The sequence below is a fragment of the Pseudoalteromonas sp. NZS127 genome (assembly GCF_015864805.1).
In the GTDB taxonomy this organism is placed as follows: domain Bacteria; phylum Pseudomonadota; class Gammaproteobacteria; order Enterobacterales; family Alteromonadaceae; genus Pseudoalteromonas; species Pseudoalteromonas nigrifaciens.
The window spans coordinates 1-14,692 of record NZ_JADYWN010000003.1; the positions used below are offsets into that span (position 1 = coordinate 1).

General features: G+C 40.4%; 15 protein-coding genes and 1 pseudogene. 4 read left to right on the forward strand and 12 right to left on the reverse strand.

Annotated features, from left to right (window positions below; translation table 11 throughout):
- Both I6E78_RS03550 and I6E78_RS03555 read left to right on the forward strand, forming a co-directional pair.
- Positions 1–91: pseudogene (locus I6E78_RS03550) on the forward strand (IS5/IS1182 family transposase); the annotation flags it as partial.
- Between the two features lie 55 nt (positions 92–146).
- Positions 147–1,181, forward strand: coding sequence for an AI-2E family transporter (locus tag I6E78_RS03555; RefSeq protein WP_197181942.1), 1,035 nt, complete (start codon positions 147–149; stop codon positions 1,179–1,181).
- A gap of 50 nt (positions 1,182–1,231) precedes the next feature.
- Here the strand turns inward: I6E78_RS03555 and I6E78_RS03560 are convergent, their stop codons facing one another.
- The 6 genes from I6E78_RS03560 to I6E78_RS03585 all read right to left on the reverse strand — a co-directional run bounded on the left by I6E78_RS03560 (position 1,232) and on the right by I6E78_RS03585 (position 5,542).
- On the reverse strand, positions 1,232–2,326 hold the full coding sequence (locus I6E78_RS03560) for a flavin monoamine oxidase family protein (protein WP_197181943.1): 1,095 nt from the start codon (positions 2,324–2,326) through the stop codon (positions 1,232–1,234).
- A 90-nt stretch (positions 2,327–2,416) separates the two neighbouring features.
- A complete protein-coding gene (locus tag I6E78_RS03565) occupies positions 2,417–2,827 on the reverse strand; it encodes a hypothetical protein (protein WP_197181944.1) in 411 nt (136 codons plus the stop codon).
- A complete protein-coding gene (locus tag I6E78_RS03570) occupies positions 2,814–4,151 on the reverse strand; it encodes an ATP-binding protein (protein ID WP_011327965.1) in 1,338 nt (445 codons plus the stop codon). Before I6E78_RS03570 ends, I6E78_RS03565 begins: the two co-directional genes overlap by 14 nt.
- On the reverse strand, positions 4,145–4,819 hold the full coding sequence (locus tag I6E78_RS03575) for a response regulator transcription factor (RefSeq protein ID WP_007375447.1): 675 nt from the start codon (positions 4,817–4,819) through the stop codon (positions 4,145–4,147). The genes I6E78_RS03570 and I6E78_RS03575 overlap by 7 nt, the downstream gene beginning before the upstream one ends.
- A gap of 3 nt (positions 4,820–4,822) precedes the next feature.
- Positions 4,823–5,080 (reverse strand): PepSY domain-containing protein, encoded by a 258-nt coding sequence (locus I6E78_RS03580; protein ID WP_011327966.1) that lies wholly within the window; start codon positions 5,078–5,080, stop codon positions 4,823–4,825.
- Positions 5,081–5,239: 159 nt separating this feature from the next.
- Positions 5,240–5,542 (reverse strand): YciI family protein, encoded by a 303-nt coding sequence (locus I6E78_RS03585; RefSeq protein WP_197181945.1) that lies wholly within the window; start codon positions 5,540–5,542, stop codon positions 5,240–5,242.
- A 188-nt stretch (positions 5,543–5,730) separates the two neighbouring features.
- Here I6E78_RS03585 and I6E78_RS03590 point away from each other — a divergent pair, with 188 nt between their 5' ends.
- Together I6E78_RS03590 and I6E78_RS03595 are read left to right on the forward strand one after the other, a co-directional pair.
- Positions 5,731–7,155: a sodium-dependent transporter gene (locus I6E78_RS03590; protein ID WP_197181946.1), complete on the forward strand. Its 1,425-nt coding sequence runs from the start codon at positions 5,731–5,733 to the stop codon at positions 7,153–7,155.
- Positions 7,156–7,352: 197 nt separating this feature from the next.
- On the forward strand, positions 7,353–7,622 hold the full coding sequence (locus I6E78_RS03595; RefSeq protein WP_058373229.1) for an HU family DNA-binding protein: 270 nt from the start codon (positions 7,353–7,355) through the stop codon (positions 7,620–7,622).
- A gap of 84 nt (positions 7,623–7,706) precedes the next feature.
- Here I6E78_RS03595 and trpA read toward each other — a convergent pair whose 3' ends face one another.
- Genes trpA through I6E78_RS03625 form a run of 6 tightly spaced genes read right to left on the reverse strand, consistent with a single transcriptional unit; the run spans position 7,707 to position 14,325 of the window.
- A complete protein-coding gene (trpA, locus tag I6E78_RS03600) occupies positions 7,707–8,528 on the reverse strand; it encodes a tryptophan synthase subunit alpha (RefSeq protein ID WP_197181947.1) in 822 nt (273 codons plus the stop codon).
- A complete protein-coding gene (trpB, locus tag I6E78_RS03605; protein WP_011327971.1) occupies positions 8,525–9,709 on the reverse strand; it encodes a tryptophan synthase subunit beta in 1,185 nt (394 codons plus the stop codon). The genes trpA and trpB overlap by 4 nt, the downstream gene beginning before the upstream one ends.
- Positions 9,710–9,716: 7 nt before the next feature.
- Complete coding sequence (trpCF, locus tag I6E78_RS03610; protein WP_197181948.1) at positions 9,717–11,081, reverse strand: bifunctional indole-3-glycerol-phosphate synthase TrpC/phosphoribosylanthranilate isomerase TrpF; 1,365 nt, start codon at positions 11,079–11,081, stop codon at positions 9,717–9,719.
- Positions 11,074–12,096: an anthranilate phosphoribosyltransferase gene (trpD, locus tag I6E78_RS03615; protein WP_442960314.1), complete on the reverse strand. Its 1,023-nt coding sequence runs from the start codon at positions 12,094–12,096 to the stop codon at positions 11,074–11,076. Before trpD ends, trpCF begins: the two co-directional genes overlap by 8 nt.
- A 56-nt stretch (positions 12,097–12,152) precedes the next feature.
- Positions 12,153–12,755 (reverse strand): aminodeoxychorismate/anthranilate synthase component II, encoded by a 603-nt coding sequence (locus tag I6E78_RS03620; protein ID WP_058373233.1) that lies wholly within the window; start codon positions 12,753–12,755, stop codon positions 12,153–12,155.
- Position 12,756: 1 nt separating this feature from the next.
- Positions 12,757–14,325: an anthranilate synthase component 1 gene (locus tag I6E78_RS03625; protein ID WP_197181950.1), complete on the reverse strand. Its 1,569-nt coding sequence runs from the start codon at positions 14,323–14,325 to the stop codon at positions 12,757–12,759.
- Between the last annotated feature and the right edge of the window lie 367 nt (positions 14,326–14,692).

Here is a 14,692-nt window from a genome sequence, read left to right on the forward strand (position 1 = left end):
AGCCACGCGGTATGAAAAGCTTGAACGAAATTATCATTCAATGCTCGCTTTAGCATTTACTATGATGTGGCTACCAATGTGGGCTGATTGATATATGTACTACAAAGATCAACAGCCCCTAATAAAAAATAATAAGGATCATAATATTGGCAAGTTTAACTGGGGTAAATAAAAGCTTAATTATTTTTGCTGCACTGGTTATTGTGCTCGCAGGGATCAAGTCGGCCAGCGCTATTATTATTCCCTTTATTTTAGCGGCGTTTATTGCAATTATTTGCAGCCCGCTAATTAAATTTTTTGCTCGCTATCGTATTCCCAAAGGCATTGCTGTTATTTTTGTGGTGCTTATTATTGTTGGGCTAGGAGTCAGCCTTGGCGGCTTGGTAGGGCAGTCAGTTAATGATTTTTCGCAGCAACTTCCGCAGTTTAAAGTTAAATTAAAAGAAGAATTTGTTTGGCTGGTTGATATAGCGTCACAGTACAATATTTTAATTAATAAAGAACAAATATTATCTATGTTTGATCCAGGTAAAATGGTTGATGTTGCCACTAATATGCTCACCGGCTTAGGTGGGGTAATGGCGAATATGTTTTTAATTATTTTAACCGTGGTTTTTATGCTATTTGAAGGGCCGTCACTTAATTATAAAATACATTCGGCGCTTAACGATCCTGACAAAAAAATGAAACAAATTAATCGTTTTTTAGACTCAATTAACTCTTATTTAGCTATTAAAACCTTAGTAAGTTTAGGAACGGGTATATTAGCTGCTTCTTTGCTGTGGTTTTTAGATGTCGATTATTTTGTATTGTGGGGCGTATTAGCCTTTATGTTTAATTATATTCCCAATATAGGTTCAATTATTGCCGCTGTACCTGCGGTATTATTAGCACTTATAACACAAGGCCCATTAGTTGCTGGTTTAGTGGGAGCCGGATATTTAGTTATTAATACTGTGATGGGTAATATAGTAGAGCCTAAATTTTTAGGTAAAGGGCTGGGGCTTTCTACCTTAGTGGTGTTTTTGTCTTTGATATTTTGGGGCTGGTTATTAGGCTCTGTAGGTATGTTGTTGTCGGTACCTTTAACTATGATAGTTAAAATAGGGCTTGAGGCAAGTGACGAAGGCCGCTGGGTGGCAACTTTACTAGGTACAGGCGAAGAACTTACTGAAAACTAATTTATAGCAAAGTAGTATATTACTTTGCTATAAGTATTACTTTACGGCTATTAAACTTTTAAAGCGTAAATAGCCGTATCTGCTGCGTTTATTGCACCTTCTAAGTATCCTGCCTCTTGCTGCGCAAATTCACTGCCAACAAAATGAATATTTAAGTTAGCTAACTGTGAACTTAGCCCAGAGTAGTTAAACTCTGGGTGTTGCGAAGGCCCTGTTTTATCATCTTCATTTGCCACATAGGAGTCAGCTGCCCAGTCCTTAATAAAATACCCTGTAGCTGCGTATACTTCATCGCCATAAAAATAAGCAAGTTGCTCTATACATGCTTGTTTTAATTGCTCAGTGGTTACTGTACTGCGCGTTGAATAAGGTACACCAATAAAGCCAAATAGGGCGGGGTGACCATTATGACAGGCGCTTGCATCGTGAACTTCTACTAATGGGCCAACACGGCTAAAACATTGGCCAGATAAGTTTTTATCACGCCAAAAAGCATGTTCAAAAGTTGCTATAAATTTAGCTTGGCCTGCCATCCAAGTAGGCACTGCAGTTAAGCGATTTATAAGTGTTTGGTTAGCCCAAAGATCAGGGGTTAAGTGTTGGGTTATCATACGCGGGGGGAGCGCTGCAATTAGTTGCTTTGCGCTAAAGTGCTTAACTTCGCCATTGTGGTTAGCAGTTATATGCCAGGTATTTTGTTGTTTATGTAATTTAACAACGTGATGTTCTTTTAGGATTGAAGCCGGGTTAAGCTGCTCATACAAGGCTTTAATTAAGCTGTACATGCCGCCAGTTAATCTTAGGAGATGCATTTCGCCTGCACCGGCTATTTGTTGCGGCTTTAGCGTTTGCGATGCCTGATATAACACATCACCTTGTGTATATTGTGCAAATACAGGTAAGCGTAATAACGAGATAAGTTGTTGGATTTTAGGTTGATGCTCAAAAATCCAAGTTGGTCCTAAATCAAAGCTAATAGCGCTATTGTGAGTAGCATGTGCTGCTTCAATTCGCCCGCCTAACTGTGGTTTTGCTTCTAATAATAGGTAGGGAATATTGCGTTGCTGTAGCAGGTATGCACTATACAACCCAGCTAAGCCGCCACCAATAATAATAACGGGTTTATTTGTAGTGGGTTTACTCATAGTAACGTTTTATACCTTTGTGATTTGCATTGTTAGGCGCTGCACTATTTATTAGTATCGCTTGTAATATCGCAGCACTTATTTTGAATATTAAAGAGGCCGCTTTAAGTCTAAAGTAAATTGCTCTACTAGTGATAGCTCGCAGGTTTTATAGGTTATTGCGGCGCTCAAAGCATTAGGTAACTTTAATAAGTAGCGCCACTGACAACTACGCTCAATATAATTTTCGTTACTAGCAATACTTTTTATAAACAGCTGTAAAATTTGCGTATTGCCGGTTTCAAATTCTAATTTGTTTAACTCAAATTTGCGTTTTTGGATCCAAGTATTTTGTAGTTGTTTAGCTGTATTTAATTGATCATCAAGGCACTGAATATAACGTTTAGTAACATCTGGAGTTGCTTGAGCAGGTAATTTACATGTTTTTTGGGCAAAGCTTACAGAGCTAAAAAATAATAAAACTAAGCTTAATGAATAAATTATAGGGTTACTTTTTTTCATGGTAATTAAACTCTAGCATAAACTTGGCTCCGCCTAATTGCTCAGACTTAGAAATTGTGAGTAATCCACGATACGACTTAACTAAGTCAGATACGATTGCCATACCTACACCATGGCCGCTTTCGTAGGTATCTAAGCGTGTTCCTCTGGTAAGTAGAGATTCGCGTTTGTCCTGTGGTACACCTGGGCCGTCGTCGCTAATACTAATACACAGGGTTTTACCTTGCGCTACTTTAATAGTTACTTGTGAGCGACATGCTTTACAGGCGTTATCAATTAAATTACCGAGTAATTCCATTAGGTCGGTTTTATCACCTAAAAAGTAATCTTTTTTACCTACTTTACAATCAAAAATAATATCTTTATCGCGGTATACTTTACCCATAGCGCTTAAAATAGAGTCTAAAACAGGTTTAATAACGGTTTGTTTTTTCCAAGTGTCGGAAGCACCTGTAGCAGCACGTTTTAATTGATGCTCGATCATCACATTAATGCGATCGAGTTGTTCTTGTGCATCGGCATCATTTGCCAATGGGCTGGACTTTAGTACGGCCAATGGTGTTTTAAGTGCGTGTGCTAAGTCGCTTAATGACGCTCTGTATCGCTCTTTTTGGCGTTGTTGCGACTCAAGTAATAAGTTTAAATCAGCTTTTATTGTTTGTAACTCTACAGGGTATAAGCCTTTTATTTCTTGTATATCGCCAGACTCTATCGCTTTAATTTCTTTATCTAGGCGCTGTAGTGGGCGAGCACTCCAAATAAAACCAATGGCCATTAACCCAGCAATTGCTATTCCCATGATAAACATCCAGTCAACCAGTGTTTGTTTAAAGCCATCCATAAGCTTTACTAGCGCGTCGTTACGTTTGAGTAAAATAAAGCGTGCTTGCTCAGACTGATCAATATTATTGAGAATAACAGTTAAGCTTAATTGCCAATAGCTGGTGTTATTATACTCTACACGCCTAAAGTCAGCAGCGCCGGCTTTGGGCTCAATATACTCTGGCGTAAAATTAACATTCACCGCCGACTCAGAATACCAAATAGGTACATCATCGCGGTATATCATTGCGTAGGTATCTGAATTTAAATTATTAAGTTCGGGGGTTAAAATAGTGCTGGGCATAATAATGCCGCGCTCAGTAAAGTCGACTTCAGAAATAAGGGAGTACAGGTGAGCTTCTAGGTTTTTTTCTGTCGCATCAACTAAAGAGGCATAATAAGCGGTGCCTATAGAGTAAAACAAAATAGGCAGGGCGACTAATAAAACAAAGACAAGGATAAATCCTTGCCTTATTTTTAACGATATTTGCGGTGCTACCACTGGCTTTTAAGCCTGTAGCCGCGTCCTCGTAGTGTTTCTACAGGGTTTAATACGCCTTCAGGATCTAATTTTTTACGTAAACGCAGTACAAATACTTCAATTACGTTTGAATCAAGGTCAAAGTCTTGGTCGTAAATATGCTCAGTAAGCTCTGATTTAGAAATTACCTTTTGCGGATTAACCATGAGGTATTCTAGTACTTTGTATTCGTATGCAGTTAAACTTAACTCTTTATCGTCAACCCAGACTTGCTGCGAGCGAGTATGAATTTTAATTGGTCCTGCTGTCATTTCTGGGTTTGCTTTACCTGCGCTGCGGCGAATTAGTGCATTACAACGGGCAATTAGCTCCTCAACATGAAACGGTTTTGTTAGGTAGTCATCTGCACCAGCATCTAAGCCTTCTACTTTGTCTTGCCAACGATCACGCGCTGTTAATATTAAAATAGGAATGGTAATGCCTTGAGCACGGGCTTTATTAATAAGCTCAATCCCGTCTATTTTAGGTAAACCTAAGTCAACCACAGCCATGTCCAGAGGGTACTCGGTGATATGAAAAAGACCCGCTTCACCATCGTGGCATAAGTCTACACTGTAACGTTCTTTTTCTAGAGCATTACGCAGGTTATCTGCTAAGTGTAAATCATCTTCTATAACTAAAATTCGCATCAATCAATCCTTTTTCACTTCGCCAGTTTTTTTATTTATTTTTAAATCTACGACGTGGCCGTCAGATTTTAAAATTCGTACAGTATAAAAATTTATTTTTTCGGTAATTTTTAATGTCGTACCGTCAGTGGTTTCTTTTGCAAGTACTACCGCTTTCTTTTTGCTTATCTCAACACTATTAACCTTGGTTATTGTATTAGCTTGCAGCGTATTAGCAAAACAAATACAAGCGAAAAAGTTGAGGATTAATAATACGCGCATGACGGGACTCCTAGATCAGACCTACTCAGTTTAGTAAACCGAGTTACCAAAATTCAATTAAATACTTAATAAGAATTTTACGGTAACAGTTTAATAATTAACGAGTGAACAAACCCTGAATTTTATAGTGTGATCATTCAGGATTAGGTACATGTGTTATTAAGCAGGGAATACTTTTTTATACGGTTTAACAATTGAGTTTTCATATACACCAGCCGCAACATAAGGGTCGGCTGCTGCCCATTCTCGGGCGTCCTCTAAAGAGTCAAACTGAGCAATTACCAGTGAACCGGTAAAACCAGCATCACTCGGGTCTTCATTATCGATAGCCGGAAGCGGGCCTGCAGTCAGTAAACGGTTTTGCGAATCAAGTTCACTTAAGCGTGCAAGGTGCGCTGGTCGGGCCTCTTTACGCAGTGCTAAGCTGTTTTCAACATCGATTGAATAAATCATGTACAACATAAAGAATCTCATAAAATTTGTTAAATTTAGTTAAGCGTATACTAGCATAGCGTTGAAAAATGGTGAATTAAAAGTGTTTACAGCTTTGTTTACAGTGAGAATATTTTTTTACTGTGTAATTGCTTGAAAAGCGCTGTATAACACTGTTAGAGTCCCATGGATAAGATAAATAATAACAAGGTTTATACATGAGTGAAAATAGAGAGCATTTTAGCTCCCGCCTAGGGTTTATATTAGCAGCGGCGGGCTCTGCTGTGGGCATTGGTAATTTAGTGGGCTTTCCTGTTTCTGCAACAAAAAACGGTGGTGGCGCATTCTTGCTCGTCTATGCCTTGTTTGTCGCATTTATTTGTTTACCCGTAATGATGGCTGAAATGGCCATGGGCCGTAAAGCGCAAAAAGATCCCCTAGGTTCATACAAAATATTGGGCAACAACGACACAAAATGGAAGTTGGCTGGTTTTTTAGCTGTGTTTACGCCTTTCATGATAGCGGTTTTTTATATGGTTATTACCGTATGGATTTTTGGCTATTTAATGCAAACCGCACTTGGTAATTTAGATTCGCTGGCAAACCCTGGACACTTTGGGCTGTTTATTAATAGCTACACTGTATTTGCTTATATGGCAGCTGTGGTACTTGTTGTTAACTTAATTTTGTTAGGTGGCGTAAAGCAAGGAATAGAAAAAGCGGCTAAATTTTTAATGCCGGCATTATTTGTCATGTTAATTGTGTTAGTGGGTTATGTATTAACGCTAGATAACGCGATGGCAGGTGTTAAGTATTATATTATTCCTGATTTTTCTAAAATGAATGCCAGTGTGTTAAATGGTGCGTTAGCGCAAGCATTTTTCTCATTATCGCTAGGTATGGGTATTTTAATGACGTATGCGTCTTATATATCTAAAAAGGACGATATTGTAGGCAGTGCAAAAATGGTCGCGATTACCGACTCATTGGTTGCGTTTGTTGCAGGTTTAATGGTGTTACCGGCTATTTTTAGCTTTGATCCTAATACAGATCCTGCGGCGCTTTCTGATTCATCAGTATCGATGATATTTGTATACCTTCCTAAAATATTGTTAGCACTGCAACATGACATTGGTTACTTTGGTGCATCAGCAGTGGCGTTCTTATTCTTTTTATTAGTATTTTTTGCTGCAATTACATCACTCGTTTCTATTGTAGAAGTACCTACAGCAACATTAAGCGATCGCAAAGGCATAAGCCGTAAAAAAGCATTGGGTATTTTAACCTTAGCCACAGGCGTGCTTACAGTTTTATGTACTATGTCGTTTGGTATGATAGATAGCTTAACGTCGTTTACTGGTTACGGCGGTCAAAGTAAGAGCTTTTTTGATGTGGTTTACGATGTATTTTACGACACCATCTTACCGTTTAACGGTTTAATGGTGTGTTTATTTGTAATGTACCGCTGGAAAAAAGCAAATTTAAGTAAAGAGTTGAGCATAGGCTCGCCTAATTATGCAGGCAGCTTTATGGAAAAGTATGTTAACTTTTCGCTTTCAACTTTTATTCCAATTATTTTAGCGACTATATTTATAAACACAGTTGCAACTAAGTTTTTTGGATTGAAATTATTTGGTTTTTAAAACTGATTAATATTAATTAAGCCGCGTATTTCGCGGCTTTTTTATGTCTGTAATAAATGTACAGCTAATATCAATTGTATTAACGCTGCAGGGTTGACTTGCGTCCTTGTAAGCCTTAGCCTCCCTGACTTTATTTTATATTATGGTTAAATTCCCACGCTTAACTAATTCATTTTGCGTGTATTTAGGAGCATTCAATGAATAAAGCACAACTAGTTACCGCTATGGCTCAAAAAAGTGAGTTAACTAAAAAAGACGCACAAGCAGCACTTACTAGTTTACAAAAAGTAATTACTAAGTCGCTTGCAGAAGGGGATCAAGTACAAATAAACGGTTTTGGTACTTTTGCATTAAGCTATTACCCTGCACGCACTGGGCGTAATCCACAAACCGGTGCTAGTATTGAAATTGAAGGGGCTAATAAAGCGGTGTTTAAAGCTTCTAAAACGTTAAAAGACCTTCTTTAATTTAATTCCCCGTTAAACACTTTGTTTATAAAAACAAAAAAGGGCATTTTTAAAATGCCCTTTTTTAATTTCCGTTGGAGCTAATTAAAGCGCTGTAGCGGCTTTCATTTTAGTTACAAAGGCTTTTAATTGCGCTGTCATGGTGGGTAAGTCATCAAGGTTTGCTTCGATAATTTTAACCACTGCCGAGCCAGAAATAGCCCCCGCAGCACCGGCATTTAATGCGGCTTTTACATCATCAGGCGTTGAAATACCAAAACCTAATAGCGCAGGTGCGCTATGGTATTCTTTTAATTTAGTTACAATGTTGCCCGCGGGCATTTGCGCTTTTTCGTCAGTGCCGGTAACTCCCGCACGCGACAGTAAATAAGTGTAACCTCTGCCATACGATGCGCATGCACGAAGCGTGTCATCATCTGCATTAGGGGTGGCAATAAAGATAGGGTCTACACCGTTTGCCATGGCTGCCTTTCTAAACATTTTTGACTCATGCAGTGGCACATCGGCCACTAAAATAGAGTCTACGCCGGCGGCTTTAGCATCTTTATAAAAGGTGTCGATACCGCGTTTAAATACTAAGTTAGAATACAGTAATAAACCAATTGGAATATCTGCATTGTACTGGCGTATTTGCTTAATAATATCAAAGCAGTCTTGGGTGTTAATGTGTACATTAAGGGCGCGAATATTTGCTTTTTGTATTACTGGTCCATCAGCAATTGGGTCTGAAAACGGGATACCAAGTTCAAGGGCATCGGCGCCGCCATCAATTAAACTTTTAATAATAGCAATACTTTGCTCTTTACCGGGGTCGCCAATGGTTACAAAGGGTACGAATGCCCCGTGTTTATGCTCATTTAGGGTTGCAAACATTTTACCGTAGCGATCTGTTTTTACTTGGCTCATATTTGACCTCCTTGCGACAATACATTGTGAACGTGGGCTAAGTCTTTATCGCCTCGGCCACTTAAATTAACCACTATAATGCTTTCATCAGTTAGCGCCTCTGCATATTTAAGTGCATAAGCTAGGGCATGGCTAGATTCGAGCGCCGGAATAATACCTTCATTTTTGGCAAGCGACTGAAAAGCGTCTAGTGCTTCGGTGTCGGTGATGGCTACATATTGTGCACGACCTGTTTCGTGTAAAAATGCATGTTGCGGCCCAACAGCCGGGTAATCAAGACCGGCAGATACAGAGTACGACTCTTCTATTTGGCCGTCGTCATTTTGCATAATATAAGTGTAAGTGCCGTGCAATATACCTTTAGTGCCTTTACAAATAGTGGCACCGTGCTCGTGTGTATCTAAACCTTTACCTGCAGGTTCAACACCAATGAGTTTTACGCTTGGCTCGTTAATAAAATCACTAAACATACCAATGGCATTTGAGCCGCCGCCAACACAGGCAATAACGGCATCTGGTAGGCGGCCTTCAGCTTTAAGCACTTGTTGTTTTGCTTCTTCGCCAATAATTTTTTGGTATTCACGCACAATAGTTGGGAATGGGTGTGGGCCCGCCGCGGTACCAAGTAGGTAGTGCGCATCTTGATAATTTGCTGACCAGTCACGTAGTGCTTCGTTTACTGCATCTTTTAATGTGCCTGACCCCGCTGTTACCGGAATAACAGTCGCACCCATTAGCTCCATTCTAAATACGTTTGGTTGCTGACGTTCAACGTCTTTTGCACCCATGTAAATACGGCATTTTAAACCCAATAGAGCACAGGCAAGTGCTGTAGCAACACCATGTTGGCCTGCACCCGTTTCGGCAATAACCTCTGTTTTACCCATACGTTTAGTTAATAACGCTTGGCCTAGTACTTGATTAGTTTTGTGCGCGCCACCGTGCAGTAAATCTTCACGCTTTAAATACAGTTTAACCTTTGGGTTTTTAATTAAATTACGCGTTAAAGTAAGAGGCGTAGGACGACCCGCGTACTCGTTAAGTAATTTTGAAAGCTCAGCCTGAAACTGTGGATCTTTTTGTGCTTTATTAAATTCGTTTTCTAACTGCTTAAGCGCAGGAACAAGTAGCTCGGGTACAAACATACCGCCAAACTCGCCAAAATAAGCTGGATTTTTCATTTTAACCTCAATAATTTCTAATACTTGTAAATGCATTTTGTAATTTGTTAGGGCACTTTTTGCCCGGAGACTGTTCTACTCCAGAATTAAGGTCTAGCCCTAAGGCGCCTTGAAAAAGTGCCTCTTTAATGTTCTCAGGATTTAAGCCTCCAGCAAGCATAAAGGGGGTGGTGGCATCACGTAGCACCGACCAATCAAAGGTTTTACCTGTACCGCCAGCTTGGGTGTTGCTGTGGGTGTCGTACAGGATGCGATCAACACCGTTTACTGGAGTCGGCAGCGCATCTTTTATTGCCTGTGCTTTCCAAATTTCGCAGTCGGTAGGTAGTTGTGTACGCAAGGTGGTAATGTAATCATCACTTTCTTGACCGTGTAATTGCACAGCCGCCAATTTTAATACACTTGCGTAGTGGGCTACTTGCTCTATAGGTGCATCTACAAATACCCCAACAAAGTTAAGCGGTGCACTTTGGCTAAGCTCTCTGGCGCAGTCTAAGTCGACATAACGAGGCGATTTTGGATGAAAAATCAACCCGCCATATACGGCACCATTTTCATACGCTGCAAGCGCATCTTGGCTGCGCGTTAAGCCACATACTTTGTTATCGCCTAATATAACTCTTTTGCAGGCTTGCTCTAAATCGCGTTCGCTCATAAGTGAGCTGCCAATTAAAAAGCCATCACAAAGCGGCGCTAATCGTTTTACGTCTTGGTGGGTGTAAATACCCGATTCAGAAATAACGACTTTATTAGCCGGAATAAGTTTACGTAGTTTTTCGGTGGTGGCCAAATCTGTGCTTAAATCGCGTAAATCGCGGTTGTTAATGCCAATTATTTTAGCATCAAGGGCAAGTGCACGGTGTACTTCTGCTTCATTACTTACCTCAGTTAGCACCGACATGTTTAACGATTCAGCAACGCTATGCAGTGCTTTATAGCTTTCATCGTCAAGTACCGAGAGCATTAATAATATAGCGTCGCCGCCATAAATACGCGCCATATATACTTGATACTCGTCTATAAAAAAATCTTTGCAAATAAGAGGCTGTTCTACTTGGCTACGTACAAACTCTAAGTAATCAAAGCTGCCTTGAAAATACTTGGTGTCGGTTAGCACGCTCATACAGCTGGCATACTTTTTATAAACCGAGGTTATTTCAGTTAAGTTAAAAGGCTCTCTTATAAGTCCTTTGGACGGCGATGCTTTTTTACATTCTAAAATAAACTGAGTGCCAGGGGCTGCAAGTGCTTTATAAAAGCTGCGAGTTGTTGGCACCGCAAGGTGCTTAAAGCTATCAAGTGGGCGAGCGGCTTTGCGCTCAATTAGTTCTAATTTTTTATCAGCAACAATTTTGTCTAATACATTAGCCATTACTTACCTCAATAATTGCATTTAGTGTGTTCATGGCTTGCCCTGAACTTAATAACGTGTGTACTTGTTGTGCGCCGTCTTTTAGCGATTGCGCTTTACCACTTAGGTATAACAGTGCGGCCACATTAACAATAATAGCGGCATTATGCGCTTCATTGCCCTTACCTTGTAAAATAGCAAGAGAGACATTAGCGTTGTATTGTGGGCCTTCACCGGTTAGTTGTTCAAGTGAATAGTTTGCAAGGTCAAAGTCACTTGGGTTAAGCGTATACTCGTTAATGTTGCCATTATTTAACTCAACCACAGTAGTTGGGCCGTGCAGAGCAATTTCGTCGGTGCCAGAGCCATGTACTATCATTGCGCGCTTGGTGCCTAGAGTTCTTAATGTTTGTGCCATAGGTAGGCATAAATTGGGGTCGTATACCCCGAGTAACTGTACTTCAGGCGCTGCTGGATTTACCAAAGGCCCTAAAATATTAAAAATAGTGCGTGTTTTAAGGGCAGTACGTACTCCCATTGCGTGGCGTACGCCTGGGTGATACTGAGGTGCAAACAAAAAAGTAAAGCCTGTTTGTTCTAAGCAATTTGCAGCTTGTGCTGGCGTCATTTCAATATTGATGCCCAATGCTTTGAGTAAATCGGCAGAGCCTGAGTTACTAGAGACACTGCGATTACCGTGTTTTACCATGTTAATACCTGCCGCTGCTGCAACGATAGCGGCGGTAGTGCTAATATTAATTGTATTAGAGCCATCGCCACCGGTACCGCAGCAATCAGCAAGTTGGTTACTGGTAGTATTAAAGGCGAGCGCATTTTCTCGCATAGACGCCGCAGCGCCAGCTATTTCATCGCTGATTTCGCCTTTTGATTTTAACGCTATAAGTAGCGCGCTGAGCTCAATATCACTCATATTACCTTGCATTATTTCATCAAACAGCGCTTTAGATTGCGTGTAGCTTAATGATTGGTTGCTTATCAGTTGCTCAATTGCAGTTTGAATGCTCGCATTGTGCATATTAGCACTGAGAACATTCATGTTTTGCTTGGCTTGTATACTCATAATGTTCTCCTTTATTGGCTAGCGGTTAAGTAGGCAATGCTTTGCTGTAATAGCTGCGCGCCGTTTGGGGTTAAAATAGACTCAGGATGAAACTGATACCCTAAAGCATTGTCATCATGATGATAAATAGCCATAGGAATATCTTGGTACTGGGCAATTACTGCAATATTATCGGGCACTTTAGTGGCCATTAAAGAGTGATAACGCGCTACGGGCATAGTGCTGCCCATACCGTTAAATACCGGGTGATCACCTAAATCAATAATTGACGACTTACCGTGAACAGTCTCACCAGCATGGCCAATTACGCCGCCATAACTTTGGGTTAAAGCTTGCTGGCCTAAACAAATACCCAGCATAGGGAAATGACCTTTAGTAAGCGCTATTAAATCCATTAAGCAGCCTGCATTGCTTGGTGTGCCAGGGCCTGGCGAAAGCACTAATAGCACTTGGCCTTGCTCTTGGCACATTTTATTAAAAATAACTTCTGCGCTAATATTGTTTCTGTAAACAACAAGTTCACAGCCAAGCATAGTTAGCTCGTCAACTAAGTTATAGGTAAACGAGTCAAAGTTATCTAAAAAGTAAATTTTAATTGGGTGTTGCTGGCTCATGTTAACCCGCCTCGTATGTAGATTTAATTGCGGTAATAACCGCTTGTGCTTTAGCACGGGTTTCGTTTGCTTCTGACTGCGGATCTGAGTCAAACACCACTCCGGCCCCGGCTTGCACGTAAGCAATATTATTTTTTACAAAGGCTGAGCGAATAACAATACAGCTATCCATAGCGCCATCTCCGGTTAAATAGCCTACAGCGCCGCCGTAGCTACCACGGCGCTTACCTTCGGTTTGGCGCACAAGTTCTGCAGCACGTACTTTTGGTGCACCAACTAAGGTTCCCATGTTCATACATGCTTGGTATGCGTGTAGTGCATCAAGCTCTGGCTTTAGCGTGCCGACAACGCGCGACACTAAATGCATTACTTGAGAATAGCGGTCTACTTTTAATAGCTCTTTGGCAAAGCGCGTACCGGCTACGCTAATACGGGCAACATCGTTACGGGCTAAATCAACTAGCATTAAATGCTCAGCGCGCTCTTTTTGATCGTTTCTGAGTTCAAGCTCGATGCGGCTGTCTAAGTCTAGATTTATTTGACCATTAGCAAATTTGCCACGCGCTCGAGTTCCTGCAATTGGATACACTTCGACCTGTTTTGATGCCACAGTATATTTAAGTGCTGACTCGGGGGATGCACCAAATAAAGCAAAGTCTTCATCGCGCATATAAAACATATATGGGCTGGGGTTTTGCTGTTTAAGTTTGCTATAAGCATGAAGTGGGTCGGGGCAAGGCAGCGAGAAGGTACGCGAAGGCACAACCTGAAATATATCGCCATCTACAATATTCTTTTTCAGCTTAATTACTTGCTCGCAGTAAGTTTCGTCGCTTATATCAACAGCAACATCGCATTCACCGCTTTGCATCTTGGCGCTAAATTGTGCAGCGTTATCGCATAAGGCATTTAAGCGCTCTAGCTCTTTGCCTACTTCAAAGCAGTTTGCATGTACGTCGGGGCCATTAAATACATTACCAATAAGTTCTGTGGTTTGTTTTTGATGATCAATAACAACTAAAGTTTCGGCTAAATAAAACACGTAATCGGGGCAGGTGTTTTCGCCGTCAGGCACATCACTTAACTGTTCAAAATTGGCTACCATGTCGTAGGCAAATACACCGCCTAAAAATACCGAAAAAGGATTGTTGGTGGTGCTTTTAATACTATTTATACAGGTGCGCAGTGCACTGAATGCATTATCGGCAACCAGCTTACTCGCTTCGTCAATATCATTGTTTGAACTTAAGTACTCAAGCGTTAATCTTGTATCGTTTAGCGTGGCTTCACAGCTTTTTACATTAGCATGTAAGTAGCTTAGTAACTGTTGCCCATTATTTGATTGCGCTGTAATAGTTACAGTTTTACCCTGGCATACAATACGCAGTGCACAATCAACTAAAATTAAACTTTTAACACTGTCTTTAGACTCAATTTCGGCCGACTCAAGCAGTAGTGAATTTGGCTTATCAAGTGCGCTATATAGTGCAAGTGGGCTACTGATATAGTCGCGTACTTGCGTAATACTGGTTACTTCGCCTGGTGTGGTAGTTATGTGACTAAAAATCAAACCTCATTCCCTCAAAAAAATAAAACCCCGCAATGCTGTGCAATGCGGGGTTTAAATAACGATATCTAAATTACAAACAGATCATTACCGTCCCGCTAAATTAAGCGCCACCAACGATGTGTAAGAGTAAGATTGTTATTCATGTTTTTTAGCCTCTAATGCTTTTATTTTTTCCAGTCGTTACTGGTTAAAAAGATACGTGTAAATAATAATTATAAAATTTAGTAATAAAAAAACCCGCACAGTTGCGGGTTTTGAATATTTGTTAGACACGACAATTCATCACCCGGAAATTACGAGTGCCACCACCAAATAGTGTTTAGAGTAGAATTGTTCATTATTGTTAATGCTTATAGTGTCTTTAAGT

Coding starts and splice junctions, on each gene's coding strand:
- I6E78_RS03560 (WP_197181943.1), bottom strand. CDS start 2,326: ATGAGTAAACCCACTACAAATAAACCCGTTATTATTATTGGTGGCGGC.
- I6E78_RS03565 (WP_197181944.1), bottom strand. CDS start 2,827: ATGAAAAAAAGTAACCCTATAATTTATTCATTAAGCTTAGTTTTATTA.
- I6E78_RS03575 (WP_007375447.1), bottom strand. CDS start 4,819: ATGCGAATTTTAGTTATAGAAGATGATTTACACTTAGCAGATAACCTG.
- I6E78_RS03580 (WP_011327966.1), bottom strand. CDS start 5,080: ATGCGCGTATTATTAATCCTCAACTTTTTCGCTTGTATTTGTTTTGCT.
- I6E78_RS03585 (WP_197181945.1), bottom strand. CDS start 5,542: ATGTTGTACATGATTTATTCAATCGATGTTGAAAACAGCTTAGCACTG.
- I6E78_RS03590 (WP_197181946.1), top strand. CDS start 5,731: ATGAGTGAAAATAGAGAGCATTTTAGCTCCCGCCTAGGGTTTATATTA.
- I6E78_RS03595 (WP_058373229.1), top strand. CDS start 7,353: ATGAATAAAGCACAACTAGTTACCGCTATGGCTCAAAAAAGTGAGTTA.
- trpA (WP_197181947.1), bottom strand. CDS start 8,528: ATGAGCCAAGTAAAAACAGATCGCTACGGTAAAATGTTTGCAACCCTA.
- trpB (WP_011327971.1), bottom strand. CDS start 9,709: ATGAAAAATCCAGCTTATTTTGGCGAGTTTGGCGGTATGTTTGTACCC.
- trpCF (WP_197181948.1), bottom strand. CDS start 11,081: ATGGCTAATGTATTAGACAAAATTGTTGCTGATAAAAAATTAGAACTA.
- trpD (WP_442960314.1), bottom strand. CDS start 12,096: ATGCACAATGCGAGCATTCAAACTGCAATTGAGCAACTGATAAGCAAC.
- I6E78_RS03620 (WP_058373233.1), bottom strand. CDS start 12,755: ATGAGCCAGCAACACCCAATTAAAATTTACTTTTTAGATAACTTTGAC.